The 17,654-nt window shown below is 67.5% G+C and carries 19 protein-coding genes; 11 read left to right on the top strand and 8 right to left on the bottom strand.

What is annotated here, in order from left to right; genetic code table 11:
• The first annotated feature begins 14 nt into the window (after positions 1-14).
• The 8 genes from rapZ to C1931_RS05055 all read left to right on the top strand — a co-directional run bounded on the left by rapZ (position 15) and on the right by C1931_RS05055 (position 7,106).
• Positions 15-899 (top strand): RNase adapter RapZ, encoded by an 885-nt coding sequence (rapZ, locus tag C1931_RS05090; protein WP_164274231.1) that lies wholly within the window; start codon positions 15-17, stop codon positions 897-899.
• Between the two features lie 285 nt (positions 900-1,184).
• Positions 1,185-1,577, top strand: a complete 393-nt coding sequence (locus C1931_RS05085; RefSeq protein ID WP_108748799.1) for a PTS fructose IIA subunit family protein — start codon at positions 1,185-1,187, stop codon at positions 1,575-1,577.
• Positions 1,570-1,839 carry an HPr family phosphocarrier protein gene (locus C1931_RS05080; protein ID WP_108748798.1) on the top strand — a complete coding sequence of 90 codons (270 nt, stop codon included), beginning with the start codon at positions 1,570-1,572 and terminating at the stop codon, positions 1,837-1,839. Before C1931_RS05085 ends, C1931_RS05080 begins: the two co-directional genes overlap by 8 nt.
• 2 nt (positions 1,840-1,841) lie before the next feature.
• The gene (gene ptsP / locus C1931_RS05075; protein WP_108755583.1) at positions 1,842-3,611 is read left to right on the top strand and encodes a phosphoenolpyruvate--protein phosphotransferase; all 1,770 of its coding nucleotides are present in this window, start codon (positions 1,842-1,844) and stop codon (positions 3,609-3,611) included.
• Between the two features lie 182 nt (positions 3,612-3,793).
• Positions 3,794-5,155, top strand: coding sequence for a magnesium transporter (gene mgtE, locus C1931_RS05070; RefSeq protein ID WP_108748796.1), 1,362 nt, complete (start codon positions 3,794-3,796; stop codon positions 5,153-5,155).
• Between the two features lie 79 nt (positions 5,156-5,234).
• Positions 5,235-5,501: a hypothetical protein gene (locus C1931_RS05065; RefSeq protein ID WP_108748795.1), complete on the top strand. Its 267-nt coding sequence runs from the start codon at positions 5,235-5,237 to the stop codon at positions 5,499-5,501.
• 70 nt (positions 5,502-5,571) lie between these two features.
• The gene (locus tag C1931_RS05060; protein WP_108755582.1) at positions 5,572-6,369 is read left to right on the top strand and encodes a prolyl oligopeptidase family serine peptidase; all 798 of its coding nucleotides are present in this window, start codon (positions 5,572-5,574) and stop codon (positions 6,367-6,369) included.
• Between the two features lie 245 nt (positions 6,370-6,614).
• Complete coding sequence (locus C1931_RS05055; protein WP_108757658.1) at positions 6,615-7,106, top strand: transposase; 492 nt, start codon at positions 6,615-6,617, stop codon at positions 7,104-7,106.
• A 129-nt stretch (positions 7,107-7,235) separates the two neighbouring features.
• Here C1931_RS05055 and C1931_RS05050 read toward each other — a convergent pair whose 3' ends face one another.
• Genes C1931_RS05050 through C1931_RS05040 form a run of 3 tightly spaced genes read right to left on the bottom strand, consistent with a single transcriptional unit; the run spans position 7,236 to position 9,229 of the window.
• Complete coding sequence (locus tag C1931_RS05050) at positions 7,236-8,186, bottom strand: aspartate carbamoyltransferase catalytic subunit (protein ID WP_108755581.1); 951 nt, start codon at positions 8,184-8,186, stop codon at positions 7,236-7,238.
• Positions 8,187-8,202: 16 nt separating this feature from the next.
• On the bottom strand, positions 8,203-8,670 hold the full coding sequence (gene ruvX, locus C1931_RS05045; RefSeq protein ID WP_108748791.1) for a Holliday junction resolvase RuvX: 468 nt from the start codon (positions 8,668-8,670) through the stop codon (positions 8,203-8,205).
• Complete coding sequence (locus tag C1931_RS05040) at positions 8,663-9,229, bottom strand: YqgE/AlgH family protein (protein WP_108757657.1); 567 nt, start codon at positions 9,227-9,229, stop codon at positions 8,663-8,665. The genes ruvX and C1931_RS05040 overlap by 8 nt, the downstream gene beginning before the upstream one ends.
• Before the next feature lie 118 nt (positions 9,230-9,347).
• Between C1931_RS05040 and C1931_RS05035 the strand changes: the two genes are divergently transcribed.
• Positions 9,348-11,084 carry a DUF4153 domain-containing protein gene (locus C1931_RS05035; protein WP_234412904.1) on the top strand — a complete coding sequence of 579 codons (1,737 nt, stop codon included), beginning with the start codon at positions 9,348-9,350 and terminating at the stop codon, positions 11,082-11,084.
• The gene (locus C1931_RS05030) at positions 11,081-11,626 is read left to right on the top strand and encodes a DNA-3-methyladenine glycosylase I (RefSeq protein ID WP_108755579.1); all 546 of its coding nucleotides are present in this window, start codon (positions 11,081-11,083) and stop codon (positions 11,624-11,626) included. The genes C1931_RS05035 and C1931_RS05030 overlap by 4 nt, the downstream gene beginning before the upstream one ends.
• Before the next feature lie 285 nt (positions 11,627-11,911).
• On the opposite strand, the gene C1931_RS05025 is transcribed toward C1931_RS05030, so the two are convergent.
• Entirely contained in the window at positions 11,912-12,619 is a 708-nt protein-coding gene (locus C1931_RS05025; protein WP_108748787.1) for a YitT family protein, read from the bottom strand.
• A gap of 405 nt (positions 12,620-13,024) precedes the next feature.
• Positions 13,025-13,237, bottom strand: a complete 213-nt coding sequence (locus tag C1931_RS05020; protein WP_108755578.1) for a DUF4287 domain-containing protein — start codon at positions 13,235-13,237, stop codon at positions 13,025-13,027.
• A gap of 340 nt (positions 13,238-13,577) precedes the next feature.
• On the opposite strand from C1931_RS05020, the gene C1931_RS05015 reads away from it, so the two are divergent.
• Complete coding sequence (locus C1931_RS05015) at positions 13,578-14,474, top strand: LysR family transcriptional regulator (protein ID WP_108748785.1); 897 nt, start codon at positions 13,578-13,580, stop codon at positions 14,472-14,474.
• 107 nt (positions 14,475-14,581) lie between these two features.
• On the opposite strand, the gene C1931_RS05010 is transcribed toward C1931_RS05015, so the two are convergent.
• The 3 genes from C1931_RS05010 to C1931_RS05000 form a co-directional block, all read right to left on the bottom strand.
• Positions 14,582-15,565 (bottom strand): aldo/keto reductase, encoded by a 984-nt coding sequence (locus tag C1931_RS05010; RefSeq protein ID WP_108755577.1) that lies wholly within the window; start codon positions 15,563-15,565, stop codon positions 14,582-14,584.
• A gap of 103 nt (positions 15,566-15,668) precedes the next feature.
• Positions 15,669-16,274: a hypothetical protein gene (locus tag C1931_RS05005; RefSeq protein ID WP_108755576.1), complete on the bottom strand. Its 606-nt coding sequence runs from the start codon at positions 16,272-16,274 to the stop codon at positions 15,669-15,671.
• A gap of 188 nt (positions 16,275-16,462) precedes the next feature.
• Complete coding sequence (locus C1931_RS05000) at positions 16,463-17,605, bottom strand: PilT/PilU family type 4a pilus ATPase (RefSeq protein ID WP_108748781.1); 1,143 nt, start codon at positions 17,603-17,605, stop codon at positions 16,463-16,465.
• Between the last annotated feature and the right edge of the window lie 49 nt (positions 17,606-17,654).

Below are 17,654 nucleotides of genomic sequence, written 5' to 3'. Positions count from 1 at the left end.
CAAAGAGCCTGTCCATGAGCACCGCCTCCCCCACCGCCCCGACCCTGATCATCGTCAGCGGCCTGTCCGGCTCGGGTAAATCCGTCGCCCTGAAGACCTTCGAAGACCAGGACTACTACTGTTCGGACAACCTGCCGATCCGGCTGCTGCCGGATTTCGTACGCAGCGTGCTGGACAACCACGACGGCGCAGCGCCGCGGCGGCTGGCGGTCGGCATCGACGTGCGCGGGCAGAGCGACCTGAGCCAGCTGTCCGATTGGCGCCAGCAGGCCACCGATGCGGGCGTGCAGGTGAAGGTGCTGTTCTTCGAGGCCAGCGACGAAACCATGCTCAAGCGCTACGCCGACACGCGCCGGCGCCATCCGCTGAGCCAGCTGGGCCTGTCACTGCCGGAAGCGATCGCCCGCGAACGCGAACTGGTGGCGCCGCTGCGCCGCGAGGCCGATGCCGTGGTCGATACCAGCGCCCTGAACGTGCACCAGCTGCGCCGCCGCATCATCACCGAATTTGCGCTGGGCCATGCCACGCGCCTGTCGCTGCTGTTCGAATCGTTCGCCTACAAGCGCGGCGTGCCGGCCGAGGCCGACTTCGTGTTCGATGCGCGCGTGCTGCCCAACCCGCACTGGGACCCGGACCTGCGCGCCCTGAGCGGCCGCGAGCCGGGCGTACGCGATTACCTGGAGGCGCAGCCGGACGTGCAGCGCTACCTGACCCAGCTGATGGACTTCCTGGACACCTGGCTGCCGAAGCTGGGCGATGGCACGCGCAGCTACGTGACGGTGGCCTTCGGCTGCACCGGCGGCAAGCACCGCTCGGTGTTCCTGGCCGAGCGCATGGCCCGGCACGCCCGCGAAATGGGCTGGGACGACGTGGCCACCTACCACCGCGAACAGGATTGACGAGGCGGCCAGCCCCTGCGCTGTTGGTAGGTGTCGACCTTGGTCGACACGTCGTGCGCCGTTGGTAGGTGTCGACCTTGATCGACACGTCGTGCGCCGTTGGTAGGTGTCGACCTTGGTCGACACGTCGTGCGCCGTTGGTAGGTGTCGACCTTGGTCGACACGATGCGGTCACAGCCCTTTTCCCGTGGAAAAGGGATCCGACCCCGGCAACACTGAATACGGGACACAGTGCCCCTCTCCTGCTGCTATCGCCCGTTCACCCTGACCTGTTAACGTGCAGTAATGACCTGTGGCATTCTCCTCGTAACACACCCCGGGGTCGGGACCGCCCTGCTTGACGTGGCGACCCGGCTCCTGCGGCAATTGCCGCTGAAAACCGAAGCTTTCGAAGTACCGTTCGACGCAGACCTGGATGCCCTTCTCCCGCTTGCCTCGGCTGCCTTGCGCCGGGTCGATGGTGGTGAAGGCGTGCTGATCCTGACCGACCTGTACGGCGCCAGCCCTGCCAACCTTGCCGGGCAGCTGGCCCGGCTGGGAACCCCGGTCCGCCGGGTGTCGGCGCTGAGCCTGCCGATGTTGCTGCGGGTGATGAATTATCCGGAACAGGCACTGGATCAACTGCCCGCCACTGCGGCGGCGGGCACCCGCAATGGAGCGATAGTCGACGATGCTTGAACGAGAACTCACAGTCAGCAACCGCCTGGGCCTGCATGCCCGGGCCACCGCCAAGCTGGTGCAGACCCTGGCGCCCTTCCGCTGCAACGTGACCATGGCCGCCAAGGGCCGTGAGATCAACGCCAAGAGCATCATGGGCGTCATGCTGCTGGCCGCCGGCCAGGGCACGCCCGTCACCATCCGCATCACCGGCGAAGACGAGGCGGCTGCCATGGACGCGGTGGTTGACCTGTTCGAGCGCCGCTTCGACGAGGACAGCTGAGCGTGCCGCGCGCACGTGCCGGGCAACTGCCTTCCGGCCAACGGCCGGTGCAGCTGTTGTCCGGCCACGGCGCCGCACGCGGTACAGCGCTGGGCCGTGCGCGCGTGCGCCTGCCGCATGCGCTGGAAATCGCCGAACAGCGCGTGGCCCCGCAGCAGGTACCGGCCGAGCTGGCACGCCTGCACCGCGCCGTGGAAGCGGCGCGCACCGAGATGCACGACCTGCGCCAGCGCCTGCACGGCGCGCTGAACCAGGAAGTGGGCGAATTCCTGGACCTGCACGCCCTGCTGCTGGATGACCCGGAGCTGCTGTTCGGGCTGGACGAACTGATCCGCAGCGGCCCCTACAGCGCCGGCTACGCACTGCGCCTGCAGCGTGACCGCCTGGCCAAGGTCTTCGATGGCATGGACGATGCCTATCTGAAGAGCCGCATGGACGATCTGGACCATGTGATCGGCCGCATCCACGCCTTCCTGCAACCCGACCGCGCGCCGGTGGTGAAGGGCCTGGCCGGGGAAATCCTGGTCTGCGACAACATCGCACCGTCCGAACTGGCCCAGCTGCAGGCCCAGGGCGTGGTCGGCATTGTCACCGCCGCCGGCAGCGCGCTGTCGCACAGCGCGATCCTGGCCCGCAGCCTGCACCTGCCGCTGATCGTGAACGTGCCGCAGGTGCTGGGCCGGGTGGCCGACGGCGATGTGCTGATCATCGACGGCGCCGACGGCAGCATCACCGTGAACCCGCAGGCCGACAACCTGCGCGATTACCGCGTACGGCTGAAGGAACACGCGCGCGAACAGCGCGAACTCGGCCGCCTGCGCAGCAAGCCCAGCCGCACCCGTGACCAGGTCGACATCGCCCTGCTGGCCAATGCCGAATCGCTGGAAGACGTGACCCAGGCACACGCGCTCGGCGCGCAGGGCCTGGGCCTGTACCGCACCGAATTCCTGTTCCTGCAGCGCAACGAACTGCCCGACGAAGAAGAACAGTTCCAGACCTACCGCGATGCCGCCCTGGGCATGAGCGGGCGTCCGGTCACCATCCGCACCCTGGACCTGGGCGCGGACAAGGCCGACCGTACCGGCCTGACCCTCAGCAACGAAGAGAACCCAGCGCTGGGCCTGCGCGGCGTGCGCCTGTCGCTGGCCCGGCCGAAGGTGTCCGACACCCAGCTGCGCGCGATCCTGCGCGCCTCGGCCTACGGCAAGCTGCGCGTGCTGGTGCCCATGGTCAGCACCCGCGAGGAACTGCTGGCGGTGCGCCGGCGCCTGCTGAAGCTGGCCGAACAACTGCGCGCCGAAGGCCATGCGGTGGCCGATCATGTGCCGCTGGGGGCGATGATCGAAGTGCCCGCCGCCGCGCTGGCGCTGGAAAGCTTCATCGACCTGGTGGATTTCCTGTCGATCGGCACCAACGATCTGGTCCAGTACCTGCTGGCCGCCGACCGCAACAACGAAGCGCTGGGCGAGTTGTACTCGCCGCTGCATCCGGCCGTGGTACGCCTGCTGCAGCTGGTGATCGACACCGGCGCACGCCATCGCATTCCGGTGGCGGTGTGCGGCGAGATCGCCGGCGACGCACGCATGACGCCGCTGCTGCTGGCACTGGGCCTGACCGAGTTCAGCCTGCACCCCGGCACCCTGCTGGAAGTCCGCCGCGCGATCCGCGAAAGCGATCTGGCCACCCTGCGCGCACGCGCACCGAAGCTGCTGGCCGCACGCGATCGCCGCGGCATCGAACGCTGGCTGGCCCTGGTGGCCGAGACACCCTGACTGCCGCGCTACGCGCTCGCCGGGCGCGGCCCGGCGCTACCACCACAATGCGTCCCCGGTAGCGCCGGGCCATGCCCGGCGGCTATGCGTTGAAACATCGGCTTGCGATAATGACGCGCTGAACACCCCTGTTGCCGCATCCTTGCCGGGATCGCGGCTTTTCTCTTCCCGCGGGAGCTGCGATGGCCGAAGCTGTACGCCACGACAAGACTGCGCGCCAACTGCGCCTGTTGTCCGATGCGCTGGACAGCGGCCGGCTGGGGCCGGTGCGCCGCCTGGTCAACACCCTGGCGCCGGCCGAGATCGGCAACCTGCTGGAATCGCTGCCGCCGGGCAAGCGCGAAGTGGTGTGGGGTCTGGTCGACCCGGAAGACGACGGCGAGGTGCTGGTCCACGTCGGTGAGGAAGTGCGCGAGAGCCTGCTCGCGGACATGGACCCGGACGAAATCATCGCCGCGGTCGAAGACCTGGACATCGACGATCTGGCCGACCTGGTCGAGGATCTGCCCGATACGGTCATCGACGAAGTGCTCAAGTCGATGGACCGCGAGAACCGCGAGCGCCTGGAACAGGTGCTGTCCTACCCCGAAGACAGCGCCGGCCGCCTGATGAACCCGGACGTGGTGACCGTGCGCGCCGACGTCAACGTGGACGTGGTGCTGCGCTACCTGCGCCTGCGCGGTGAACTGCCCGACCACACCGACCATCTGTTCGTGGTCAGCCGCCGCCACCAGTATCTGGGCCGCGTTTCGCTGGCCGCGCTGGTCACCCACGAAGACACCACCCCCATCAACCGGCTGATCGATGACGAACAGCCGGCCATCGATGTTGGTGAAAGCGACCAGGAAGTGGCGCGGCAGTTCTCCGACCATGACTGGGTCTCCGCGCCCGTGGTGGACGACAACAACATCCTGCTCGGCCGCATCACCATCGATGACGTGGTGGACATCATCCGTTCGCAGGCCGAGCACCAGGCGCTGGGCGCCGCCGGTCTGGACGAGGAAGAGGATCTGTTCTCGCCCATCAAGCGTGCCGTGCGCGGCCGCGTGGTCTGGCTGGGCATCAACCTGTGCACGGCCTTCCTGGCCGCCAGCGTGATCGGCCAGTTCGAACTGACCCTGCAGAAGGTCGTGGCGCTGGCCGTGCTGATGCCGATCGTGGCCGGCGTGGGCGGCAATGCCGCCGTGCAGGTGCTGACCTTGATGGTGCGCGGCATCGCCCTGGGCCAGGTGGGCCAGAGCAACGCCCGCATCCTGCTGTGGAAGGAAGCGCGCGTCGCGTTGATCAACGGCACCCTGATCGGCCTGCTGGTCGGCGTCATCGCCTTCCTGTGGTTCCACAGTCTGCTGCTGTCGTTGGTGATCACCCTGGCGCTGATCATCAACTTCCTGGCCGCCGCACTGGCCGGGGTGCTGCTGCCGCTGCTGCTCAAGCGCATGAACGTCGACCCGGCCGTGGCCGGCACCGTGGTGGTGACCGCAGTGACTGACGTGATGGGTTTCTTCAGCTTCCTCGGCCTGGCCACCCTCATCCTGCTGCACTGACCCGCACGGGGTCAGATCCCTGCGCAGCAGGGCTCTGACCCCTTGCCGCGTCCTCCTACCTCTCTTTTCCCCAAAGCCCATGGCCACCACGATCGACAACTACTTCCAGCCCGGCTGGCGCGAACAGATGCACACCTGCGCGGCATGCGAGTGGAAAGGCAGCTCGCGCGCGATGGTGATGGAACTGGACGAAGACGCCACCGAGTACGACTGCCCGGTGTGCGAGAACCCGCTGCTGGTGGTGATGCACCCCGACCTGGCGCAAGTACAGGCCGCGGCTGCGGCCGGCAATGCCGAAGCACAGGAACAACTGGCCATCATCGCCAGCGCGCCGCGCCCGCAGTGATGCGCTGCACGATGCCCGGCGCTGGGCGGCCGATTACCATGAAAACGCTTCCAAACCTTGGGGAAACGTCATGGCTCGTCCGTTCCTGCGCTGGCTGCCGCTGCTGGCCGTACTGATGCTGGGTGCCTGCGCCAGCACGCCGGACAGCGCGCGCGGGCATTTCGAGTCGCGCGCGGTGAAGGTGGATGGGCAGACCGCCTACTACCAGGTATTCATTCCCGCCGACCGCGCACGCGCCGCCGGTCCGCTGCCGGTGGTGCTGTTCCTGCACGGCTCGGGCGAACGCGGCGGCGACGGGGTGAAGCCGACCCACGCAGGGCTGGGCCCGCATCTGCGCCGCCATGCGGCGGATTTCCCGGCGCTGGCCGTGTTCCCGCAGGTGCCCGGCGACCAGGAATGGAGCGGCCACAACAACCGCGTCGCCATCGCCGCACTGGATGCGACCGTAGCCGAGTTCGGCGCCGATCCCGCGCGCCAGTACCTCACCGGCATGTCGATGGGCGGCTACGGCGGCTGGAACATCGCCCTGGACGACCCGCAGCGCTTCGCCGCCATCGTGCCGGTGTGCGGCGCCGTGCTGGCCCCACGCGCGGTGCGCCCGACCCTGTTCGTCGAACAGGTCGCACACGAAGCCGATCCCTACGCGGCCATCGCCCAGCGCCTGCAGCGCACGCCGATCTGGATCTTCCACGGCGCGCTGGACGACGTCGTGCCCCCGGCCGACGACCGCAGACTGCACGCCGCCTTCCAGGCCGCCGGCGCGCGCGACGTACGCTACACCGAATACCCCGACGGCAACCACAACGCCTGGGACGCCACCTACGCCGACCCCGCCATGTGGGCCTGGCTGTTCGCGCAGAAGCGCTGACGCTCCGGTAGGTGCCAACCTTGGTTGGCACACGCACCGCCCTGGTAGGTGCCAACCTTGGTTGGCACACGCACCGCTCTGGTAGGTGCCAACCTTGGTTGGCACACGCACCGCTCTGGTAGGTGCCAACCTTGGTTGGCACACGCACCGCTCTGGTAGGTGCCAACCTTGGTTGGCACACGCTTACCCGAAGCCAAGTCATTCCCCGATATTCACCGCAGGCAGGCCCGCCCATGCTTGCCTCCATGAACAGCGCTCGACTTCTGCTCGGCCGTCATTCCAGCATCGGCCTCAGCTACATCCTCACCACCGTTGTGCATGGCCGCGCTCCATTGCTTGCCAGCGATGCTGCTGCGGAGCTGGCGGTCCGCGAATTCCAGCGCCTCGATCAGGAAGGCTTCACCCGTTCCATTGCCTACGTGGTCATGCCCGACCACATTCATTGGCTGGTCGAACTGCGCGCAGGAACACTTGAAACGGTGATGAAGCGATTCAAGTCGCGCACGGCACAACAGGTGAATCGATCCTTAGGACGAATCGGGCGCTTTTGGCAGGGCGGCTATCACGATCACGCGATTCGATCTGATGGATCGCTGTACCGGCATGCGATGTATCTGATGGGTAACCCGATCAGGGCTGGGTTGGCGGCACAGGTCGGGCAATATCGACACGCGTGGTGCGAATGGGAGCTGGAATCGCCAAGTGGTTGTCTGGGAACCACTGGCACTGACAAATAGTGCCAACCAAGGTTGGCACCTACCAAAACGCTGCGTGTGCCAACCAAGGTTGGCACCTACCAGAGCGGGGCGTGTGCCAACCAAGGTTGGCACCTACCAAAGCGGGGTGTGTGCCCACCAATACCGCTATCAACCCAGCAGGGTTTCCAGCACGGCCATGCGTACGGCCACGCCGTTGGCGACCTGGCGCAGCACCCACGACTGCGGGCCGTCGGCCACTTCGTCGGTCACTTCCACGCCGCGGTTGATCGGGCCCGGGTGCAGCACGGCGGCGTCCTTGCCGGCGCGGGCCAGGCGTGCGGCGGTCAGGCCGTACTGGGCGTGGTACTGCTCCAGCGACGGCACCAGGCCTTCTTCCATGCGCTCGCGCTGCAGGCGCAGCATCATCAGCGCATCGGCGCCTTCCAGCATGGTGTCGAAGTCGTCGCCGACCACGCAGCCCTTCAGGGTTTCATCGTCCGGCAGCAGCGACTGCGGGCCGCACACGCGGATCTCGCCCACGCCCAGCGTGCGCAGCGCGTGCAGGTCGGTGCGGGCCACGCGCGAGTGCTTCACGTCGCCGACGATCACGACCTTCAGCTTCGAGAAGTCCGGGCCCTTGGCCTGGCGCAGGGTCAGCATGTCCAGCAGGCCCTGGGTCGGGTGCGAGCTGCGGCCATCGCCGGCGTTCACCAGTGCGGTGCCCTCGCCGGCCGCGGCGGCCAGTGCGGCCACCGCGCCATCGTCGGGGTGGCGCACCACGAAGCCGCGCACGCCCATCGCTTCCAGGTTCTTCAATGTGTCGCAGGCGGTCTCGCCCTTGCGCGTGGAAGAGGTGGAGGCATCGAAATTCAGCACGTCGGCGCCCAGGCGCTGGGCCGCCAGCTGGAACGAACTGCGGGTGCGGGTGGACGGTTCGAAGAACAGCGTGCAGACCGCCGAACCGGCCAGCACCTGCCGCTTGTTGCCAACCCGGCCAACGGCCGCATCGCGGATCTGGCCCGCGCGGTCGAGCAGCTGCACCAGGGTTTCGCGGGGAAGGCCTTCAAGGGTCAACAGGTGGCGCAGGCGGCCGGAGGCATCGAGTTGCTGGGCGGTCATGGCAGGCGTCGTGCAGTCAGGGAATGGGGATGGCGTCGTCGGGGGACGACAGCCAGCGGTCGATGATCACCGCCGCAGCCACGGCATCCAGCGCGGCCGCATCACGGCGGCGCTTGCGCCCTTCGGCGCGCTCGACGGCGAAACGGCGGGCGGCTTCGACCGAGCTGGATCGCTCGTCGATCATCACCACCGGCAGCTTGAAACGTTCCCGCAGCTGGCGGGCGAAGCCCTGCGCGCGCTTGCGGTTGGGTTGGTCCTGGCCATCCAGGGTGAGCGGATCGCCCACCACCAGGCCGTCGGGCTTCCATTCCTTGATCAGGCGCTCCACGGCGGCCCAGTCCGGGCCGTTGCCGTGCACATCGACCACGGCCACCGCACGAGCATGCGCGGCGAACGCGCTGCCGATGGCCACGCCAATCCGTCGCGAGCCGACATCGAAGCCGAGCACGGTGCCATCTCGGCGGATCACGGCCGGCTCAGACATGGCCGCTGTAGTCGGTCAGGCGGAACAGGTCCACGCCGATACGCGCCGCCGCGCCCTGCCAGCGCTGTTCCAGCGGCAGCTGGAACACCACGTCGGCATCGGCCGGCACGGTCAGCCAGCTGTTCTCGGCCAGTTCGCTTTCCAGCTGCCCTGCCCCCCAGCCGGCGCAGCCCAGGGTGACCAGCGCATTGGCCGGGCCTTCGCCGCGGGCCATGGCTTCCAGGATGTCGCGCGAGGTGGTCAGGAACAGACCGTTGCCCACTGCCAGGCTGGAATCCCAGGCGCGGGCATCGTCGTGAATGACGAAACCGCGTTCAGGGTGTACCGGCCCACCGTTGAGCACCATGCGCGCCTGCAGCTCGCCATCGCCGGTGGCGATGTCCATCTGCGCCAGCACCTCGCCCAGCGTGTACTCCGACGGCTGGTTGACCAGCACGCCCATGGCGCCGTTCTCGTCGTGCTGGCAGATCAGGGCGACGGTACGGGCGAAGGTGGCGTCGGTCAGCGACGGCAGCGCGACGAGCAGGTGGTCGGCAAGGGAAGTAGGCGTTACAGGCATGGCGGCCATTCTACCCGCTGGGGCCGCACGCGGGCGCGAAGGCATGGTCTAGGATGGCCGCATCCAGGGAGGAAACCCCATGCAACAGGACGCACCACTGGCGTGGCCGACGCGCAGCATGATCGTATTGATCGCACTGCTTCAGGGTCTGGCGCTGTACGCCGCGCAGGAACTGAACGACACCACGCCCTTCCAGGATATTGCCTGCCGCTACGGCTGGAATGCCTGGGTGCTGACGGTGCCCACGGCGCTCGGCCTGACCCTGGTCGACCTGAAGGACCGCCGGCTGTGGCTGCATGCCGCCTTGGCATCGCTGCTGGTGATGGCGCTGGCCGGCTGGGTGGGTTGGAACCTGCGCGGCATGGAAGGCATCTGGATTTCCGAGCTGCGTGATCCGCTGGCATTGGGCCTGGCGGTGGCGACCTTCGTGGCCCTGCCCTGGTGGCAGTTCCGGCTGCAGCACGGGTCCTGGCGCGCCGACCACGCCGCCCTGTTCGAGCGTGCCTGGCAGAACGGGCTGGTGCTGCTGCAGGCGGCGGTGTTCACCGGCCTGGGCTGGATGCTGCTGTGGTTGTGGGCCGCCCTGTTCACGCTGGTAGGGGTGACCTTCTTCGAGCAACTGTTCGCCGAGCGCGCTTTCGTGGCACTGGCCACCGGCACCCTGGCCGGGTTCGGTGTCCTGATCGGACGCACCCAGCACCGCGCCATCCAGATCACCCGCCAGGTGCTGTTCGCGATCTGCCGCGCGTTGCTGCCATTGCTGGCCTTCATCGCCGTGCTGTTCGTGGTATCGCTGCCCTTCACCGGGCTGATGAGCAGCGCAGGGCACCGTTCGCCAGCCAAGGAGCTGCTGACCCTGGCGCTGCTGCTGATCTGCCTGGTCAATGCCGTGTACCAGCGCAGCGACAGTGAACTGCCCTACCCGCGCCTGCTGCGGCGTGCGGTGGAAGCCAGCCTGCTGACGTTGCCGATCTACGCCGGACTGGCGTTGTACGCACTGGCGCTGCGCATCGGCCAGTACGGCTGGACCATTGATCGTTTCTGGGCCACGGCCGCCGCGCTGATCACCGCCGGCTACGCGCTGGGCTACGCGCTGGCCGTGGTCCGGCCCGGGCAGCGCTGGCTGCAGGGCGTGGAACCGGTGAACCGGGTGATGAGCTGGGTGGTGATCGCTGTGGCGGTACTGGGCAATTCCCCGGTACTGGACCCGGCGCGCATCGCCGCGGCCAGTCTGGCCGAGCGGCTGCGCAGCAACCCCGCGCAACTAGTGGTGCGCGACGTCAACTACCTGCGCGAACACAGTGGACGTAGAGGCGTGGAAGCGCTGCGGAGGCTGCAGCAGGACCCCGCCATCCAGGCCGACCGCCGCGCCTCGAGCATCATTGCCCAGCAACTGAGCGGCAAGAAGGTGCACGGCTATCGCCTGGAGAGCCTGGCGGACGCAGGCGTCCACGATCTGGCCACGCTGAAGGCGCGCATCCACCTGGCCAAGGGCAGCACATCGCCGCCAGACAGCTGGTGGCAGGCGGTGCTGGATGACCTGGACAGCACCGAGTGCCTGTCCAGCAACGAGGGCTGCATTGCCCTGCAGCGCGATCTGGACGGCGACGGCCAGCCGGACGTGCTGCTGTGCCAGATCCGAAGGGCATGGGGTCCGCAGTGCGACCTGCACACCCTGGACGAGGGACAATGGACGGACGTGGGGCAGATCCGCTTCGGCGCAGAGGCCGCCAACCAGGCGCTGCGTGAAGGCCGTCTGCAGCTGCGGGACAGCCGCTGGCCGGAGTTCCTGCTGGATGACCAGACGACCACCCTGCAGTACAACAACGACTTCGGTAAAAGGCGCAGCAAATGAGCGGATACTGCCTCATCGCCCCGGGCCATCCGGTGCACGATTACTACCACGCCCATGAATACGGCTTCCCGCAGCGCGACGAACGCGAACTGTTCGAACGCCTGGTGCTGGAGATCAACCAGGCCGGGCTGAGCTGGGAAACCATCCTGAAGAAGCGCGAGGGCTTCCGTGCGGCCTACGATGGCTTCGACGTGGACCGCGTGGCGGCCTATGCCGAGCAGGACATCGAACGCCTGCTGTCGGACACCGGCATCATCCGCAACCGGCTGAAAGTGCTGGCCGCGATCCACAACGCGCAGGTGATCCAGCAGCTGCGCGCGCAGCATGGCAGCTTCGCCGCGTGGCTGGATGCGCACCACCCGCGCAGCAAGGCCGACTGGGTGAAGCTGTTCAAGAAGACGTTCCGCTTCACCGGCGGCGAGATCACCGGCGAATTCCTGATGAGCCTGGGCTACCTGCCCGGTGCGCATGCCGAGGATTGCCCGGTGCATGCGCGGCTGGTGAAGCTGGCCCCGCCGTGGCTGCAGGCGGCCGGCCGCTGATGCAGATCCGCCGGGCATGGCCCGGCGCTACCACGAGGCGGTCCCGGTAACGCCACGCCATGCCCGGCGAACGCGCGGCGGTTCCGGTAGCGCCGGGCCATGCCCGGCAAACGCGCGGCGGTCCCGGTAGCGCCGGGCCATGCCCGGCGAACGCGCGGCGGTTCCGGTAGCGCCGGGCCATGCCCGGCGAACGCGCGGCGGTTCCGGTAGCGCCACGCCATGCCCGGCGAACGCGCGGCGGTTCCGGTAGCGCCGGGCCATGCCCGGCGAACGTGGTATGTGCGGTCACACGCCCATGTACCGACCGGGGCGGTGGTTGAACATCAGCACCAGGCTGAGCACCACCGCACCAATGGCCGAGTACATCACCTTCGACGGCGACAGCACGAAGAACGCGGCCACCATCAGACAGGCATCGAAGGACATCTGCACCTTGCCGGCACTCCAGCCGCGGGTGCGCTGCAGGTATACCGCCAGGATGCCGATGCCGCCCAGGCTGGCCCGGTGGCGGATGAAGAACAGGATGCCCAGGCCGGACAGCGCGCCGCCCACCAGCGCCGAATACAGCGGTGCCATGTGCGAGAAATCGGCCCAGCGCGGCAGGATGTCGGTCAGCACGCCACAGGCAGTGACTGCGGCGAAGGTTTTCAGGGTGAATTCCCAGCCCATGCGGCGCACGGCCACCCAGTAGAACGGCAGGTTCACCAGCACGAACACCAGGCCGAAGTTCCAGCCCATGGCGTAGTGCAGCAGGAAGGCTGCCCCGGCCATGCCGCCGATCATCAGCCCGCCCTTGGCGAAGATGGCCAGGCCCAGCGAGGCCACCAGCATGGCCAGCACCATGCCCTGCACGTCTTCGGCGACGGAATGGCGAAGTGCTTTGTCGTCGGCCGGGGTGCCGGCGCTGTCGGGCGGCGGGGTCAGCGGACCGGCGGTGACCAGGTGGCCGTCAGCGTCGTCGCACGGCGCGGGGCCATGGGAATGCAGGGACATGGGTGTGGGGTGCAGCAGTGGGGACGCGTATTAGACACGATCCCGATGACAGTTGCAGATGAAATCGATTCAGTTGGGTGGCCGGCGAACGGCGCAGCCCCTCGTGGCTGGCCGCATTGGCAGCAACAGCCGCGTTTGGCCGGGCGGGGTGGGGCCGCGGGGGACGCCGTAAACCCCCCTCCGGGGTCCAGCCCAGCCGCTGGCGGCTGTGCGTTCGGGCGCTTGCGAAGCAGTGCTTCGCAAGCAAAGCGCCCTCACCCATGGGGGCTTGGCCGCGGCATCCATGCCGCGGACACCCCCGCGAACCCATCCCGCCCGGCCTCTGACAGGTTCCGTGTGCCGTCCAGCCACGTGAAAGAAAAAAGAAAAAGCAGAAGCGGGTCGCTTCGCTCGCTGAAGCGGGGGTCAGCGCGCGGCTTTGAGATGGTGGGCGACCAGGGCGTTGGCGTGGCCGTGGCCCATGCCGTGCTCGGCCTTCAGGTAGCTGACCAGTTCCATGTGCTTCAGGCCCGGCTGCTTGGCCAACAGTCCCAGCCAGTGCGCCACGGGCTGACCGTAGGTTTTTTCGATGGAAGGGAAATACGAGGCCGGGCCTTTCCGCGGGGTGTCAGTACTCATGTGCAGCTCCTGTTGAACGTCATTGATTCGACGAACCACACCGCCACAAATCGACAACCCCACTACCAAGGGATCGGAGCCCGTTGCGCAGCAACGGGATCCGACCCCGATGCCGTTCCGACAGACCGCGGGAAACTGTCGAAGGCGGGGTGGCTCAGGTTGCGGGGGCGTGAGCGCCATGGATGGCGCGACCGAGGCTACATGGACGTACTTGCGCCGTCCCCCGCAACCTGAGCCACCCCGCCCGCCCACGGATAGCCCGCTTTTGACGTTGACGTTGACGTTGACGTTGACGTTGCTTCGGCAGGTGCCGGGCGCAGCCCGGCCGTATCATCCCCTCATGCCCCGTGAAAACCTCAATGACCTGCAGGCCTTCGTCCACGTCGCCCGCGAGGGCAGCTTCACCCGCGCCGCCGCACAGCTGGGCGTGTCCCAGTCCGCACTGAGCCATGCCATGCGCGGGCTGGAAGAACGCCTGGGCGTGCGCCTGCTCACCCGCACCACCCGCAGCGTGTCCACCACCGAAGCCGGTGCGCGCCTGCTGCAGTCACTGGCCCCACGGCTGGCGGAAATCGAAGATGAACTGGCCGCCCTGGCCCAGTACCGCGAACGCCCGGCCGGCACCATCCGCATCAACGCCACCGGCCACGCCGCCGAATACCTGGCCTGGCCCCGGCTGGCGCCGCTGCTGCAGCAGCACCCGGACCTGAACGTCGAACTGACCACCGATTACGGCCTGGCCGACATCGTCGCCGAGCGCTACGACATCGGCATCCGGCTGGGTGAACGCCTGGCCCGCGACATGGTCGCCGTGCCGATCAGCCCACCGCTGCGCATGCGCGTGGTCGGCGCACCGGCGTACTTCCGCCAGCACGTGGCGCCGGTGCACCCCCACGATCTGGCCGCGCACAACTGCATCACCCTGCGCCTGCCCACCCATGGCGGTCTGATGCCCTGGGATTTCGGCCGCGACGGCGGCGAGCTCAGCGTGCGGGTGTCCGGGCAATGGACCTTCAACACCATGGGCATGACCCGCACCGCCGCGCTGGCCGGCAGCGGCCTGGCCTGGCTGCCCGAAGACCAGGTGCAGGCCATGCTGGACGACGGACGCCTGCAGTCGACGCTGGATGACTGGTGCCCCACGTTCGACGGCTATTACGCCTACTACCCGTCACGCCGCCATGTCAGCGTGGCCATGCGCACCGTGCTGGACGCGCTGCGCGGGCCGATGGGGTGAACGCTGAAGGAGTGCGGACCAACGGTCCGCACCCACCACCAACTGTCCGCACCCACCACCAACGGTCCGCACCGACGACCACCGGTCCGCATCCACCGCAGATCAGGTCAGCCCTTGGCCTGTGCCGCGCGCTGCGCGTTGTAGCGCTCGCCGACGATCGCCACTTCGTCCAGTATCTGGGCGATGTGCTGCAGTTCCTGCGGCGACAACTGCAGGTCCGCAGCGGCCAGGTTCTCTTCCAGGCGGTGCACCTTGGTGGTGCCGGGAATCGGCACGATCCACGGTGCCTGCGCCAGCAACCAGGCCAGCGCCACCTGCGCCGGAGTTGCCCCACGGGCCGCGGCCAGGGTGCTGATGCGGTCCACCAGGGCCTGGTTCGCACGGCGCGCTTCCACTTCGAAACGCGGCACGGTGTTACGGAAGTCGTTCTCGGCAAAGGTGGTGTCAGCGGTGATCGCACCGGTCAGGAAACCACGGCCGAGCGGGCTGAACGGCACGAAGCCGATGCCCAGTTCCTGCAGCGTGGGCAGCAGCTCATGCTCGGGTTCACGCCACCACAGCGAGTACTCGCTTTGCACCGCCGCCACCGGCTGCACCGCGTGCGCACGGCGCACGGTGGCCGCGCTGGCTTCGGACAGGCCGAAGTGCAGCACCTTGCCTTCGGCAATCAGCTCGCCCACGGTACCGGCCACGTCCTCGATCGGCACGTTCGGGTCCACGCGGTGCTGGTAGAACAGGTCGATGCGATCGGTGCGCAGGCGCTTCAGGCTGGCTTCGGCCACCGCACGGATGTTCTCCGGGCGGCTGTCCAGGCCGGTATCGGTGCGCGCCTGTTTGAAGCCGAACTTGGTGGCGATCACCAGCTGGTCGCGGTACGGCGCCAGCGCCTGCCCGACCAGCTCTTCGTTGGTGTACGGACCATACACTTCGGCGGTATCGAAGAAGGTCACGCCGCGTTCGACCGCCGCGTGCAGCAGGGCAATGCCCTGCTCCTGCGCAACAGGTGTGCCGTAGCTGTGGCTCAGGCCCATGCAGCCCAGGCCCAGCGTGGAAACCTTCAATCCACTGCGGCCGAGTTCACGTGTCTGCATCGTCGTGTCTCTGAAAGGGGGAACGACGACGATACGCCTGCCAGGCCGTCGGATTGAACGGCCTGGATGGCAGTCAGTCATGACTGGAATTCATCAATCGGTATCAGAACCGACGACCGGCCAGCATCACCCCGAACACCAGTGCCAGCAGCAGCACGCTGCCGCCAACGATCAGCAGCAGGATATGCCAGCCGCCGAAGCGGTCCATCTGCTGCATGTCCACCCGCTCATCCTGGTGGTAGCGGCGCAGCAGGCTGTTGATCGGCAGCAATGGCATGAACGCCAGCACCGAGAGCAGCCCTACCCCGCCGCGTACCTGGCCAACCAGGCACAGCAGGATGTAGAACACCGTCAGCATGCCCGGGGTGAACGCCAGGATGCGCCGCCGGTTCTCGGCCACGGCCTGCAGTTCGCGGAAGCAGAAGTACGCCCAGATGGGTGAGAACAGCGCGCGTGCCCAGGGCCATTGTTCGCCCCCGCTCTCGCGCTTGATCGCCCGCCAGTTCCGCCAGAACCAATACATCGGGTACACGCCCAGGGTGGACAGGGACAGTGCGACGATCTTCATGGTGGGCGGCGAATAGTAGACCGCCGCGGTGGACGCGGTCTGGCTGGCCAGCGGCGTCGGCGCGGGCGCCGCAGTGGCCGGCAGCACCGGCGGGCGCGCAGGCGCAGCCGCCGGCGCACGGTACGGGTCGTGCAATTCCATGTGCAAACCTGTTGTTGTCGCGCCGGCGCGGTGCCGGCTCCCCCTGTCCCGCGAACGCGGTGACCGCGCGACTATCGCAGAACCCCCCGGTAGAGTCGAGCTTGCTCGACTGCCCGCCCCGGTAGAGTCTAGCTTGCTCGACTGCGCCGAACATCAGTCGAGCAAGCTCGACTCTACGCGCTTGGCGCTCAACGAACCTCGGAAATCTCCACCCCGTCCAGACCCTGCGACAGCGTGCGTGCGTCGCCGCCCTGGCTCAGCTTGATGCGCAGGCGTACTTCGTTCTGCGAGTCGGCGTAGCGCAGTGCGTCCTCGTAGCTGATCTCGCCGGCCTGGTACAGCTCGAACAGACTCTGGTCGAAGGTCTTCATGCCCAGCTGGACCGATTCCTTCATCAGCTCCTTCAGCTTGTGGATCTCGCCATCGCGGATGTAGTCCTGCACCAGCGGCGTGCCCAGCAGGATTTCCATGGCGACCTTGCGCGAGCGACCGTCCGGCGATGGCACCAGCTGCTGCGCAACCACGCCCTTCAGGTTCAGCGACAGGTCCATCAGCAACTGGTTGCGGCGGTCTTCCGGGAAGAAGTTGATGATGCGGTCCATCGCCTGGTTGGCGTTGTTGGCGTGCAGCGTGCACAGCACCAGGTGGCCGGTTTCGGCGAAGGCAATGGCGTGGTCCATGCCTTCGCGGGTGCGCACTTCGCCGATCATGATCACGTCCGGCGCCTGGCGCAGGGTGTTCTTCAGCGCCGCTTCCCAGCTGTCGGTATCGATGCCCACTTCGCGCTGGGTGATGATGCAGCCTTCGTGCTTGTGCACGAATTCGATCGGGTCTTCGATGGTGATGATGTGGCCGGTGGAGTTCTGGTTGCGGTAGCCGATCATCGCTGCCAGCGAGGTGGATTTACCGGTACCGGTGGCGCCCACGAACAGGATGATGCCGCGCTTGGTCATCGCCAGCGTCTTGATGATCGGCGGCAGGCTCAGTTCTTCCACGGTGGGAATGCGCGTCTCGATGCGACGCAGCACCATGCCCACCTGGTTGCGCTGGTAGAAGCAGCTGACACGGAAGCGCCCCACCCCGGCCAGGCCGATGGCGAAGTTGCACTCGTGGGTCTTTTCGAACTCCTCGCGCTGCGCCGGCGTCATCACGTTCAGCACCAGGTCGCGGCTCTGCTGCGGGGTCAGCGGTGTCTGGGTGATGGGCGAGATCTTGCCGTTCACCTTGATCGCCGGCGGCATGCCGGCGGTGATGAACAGGTCGGAGGCGCGCTGGTGCGCCATCAGCTTGAGGAACGAAGTGAAATCGATGGTGCTGGCGGTGCTGTTCATGGCGGGCTCCCAATGGGCATGTGCCAGAGATCGGTCGATGGCGGAACAT

Source organism: Stenotrophomonas sp. YAU14A_MKIMI4_1 (assembly GCF_003086855.1).
Classification (GTDB): domain Bacteria; phylum Pseudomonadota; class Gammaproteobacteria; order Xanthomonadales; family Xanthomonadaceae; genus Stenotrophomonas.
Note: the sequence above shows the minus strand (reverse complement) of the source record. Positions and strands in the feature narration are given on the sequence as shown.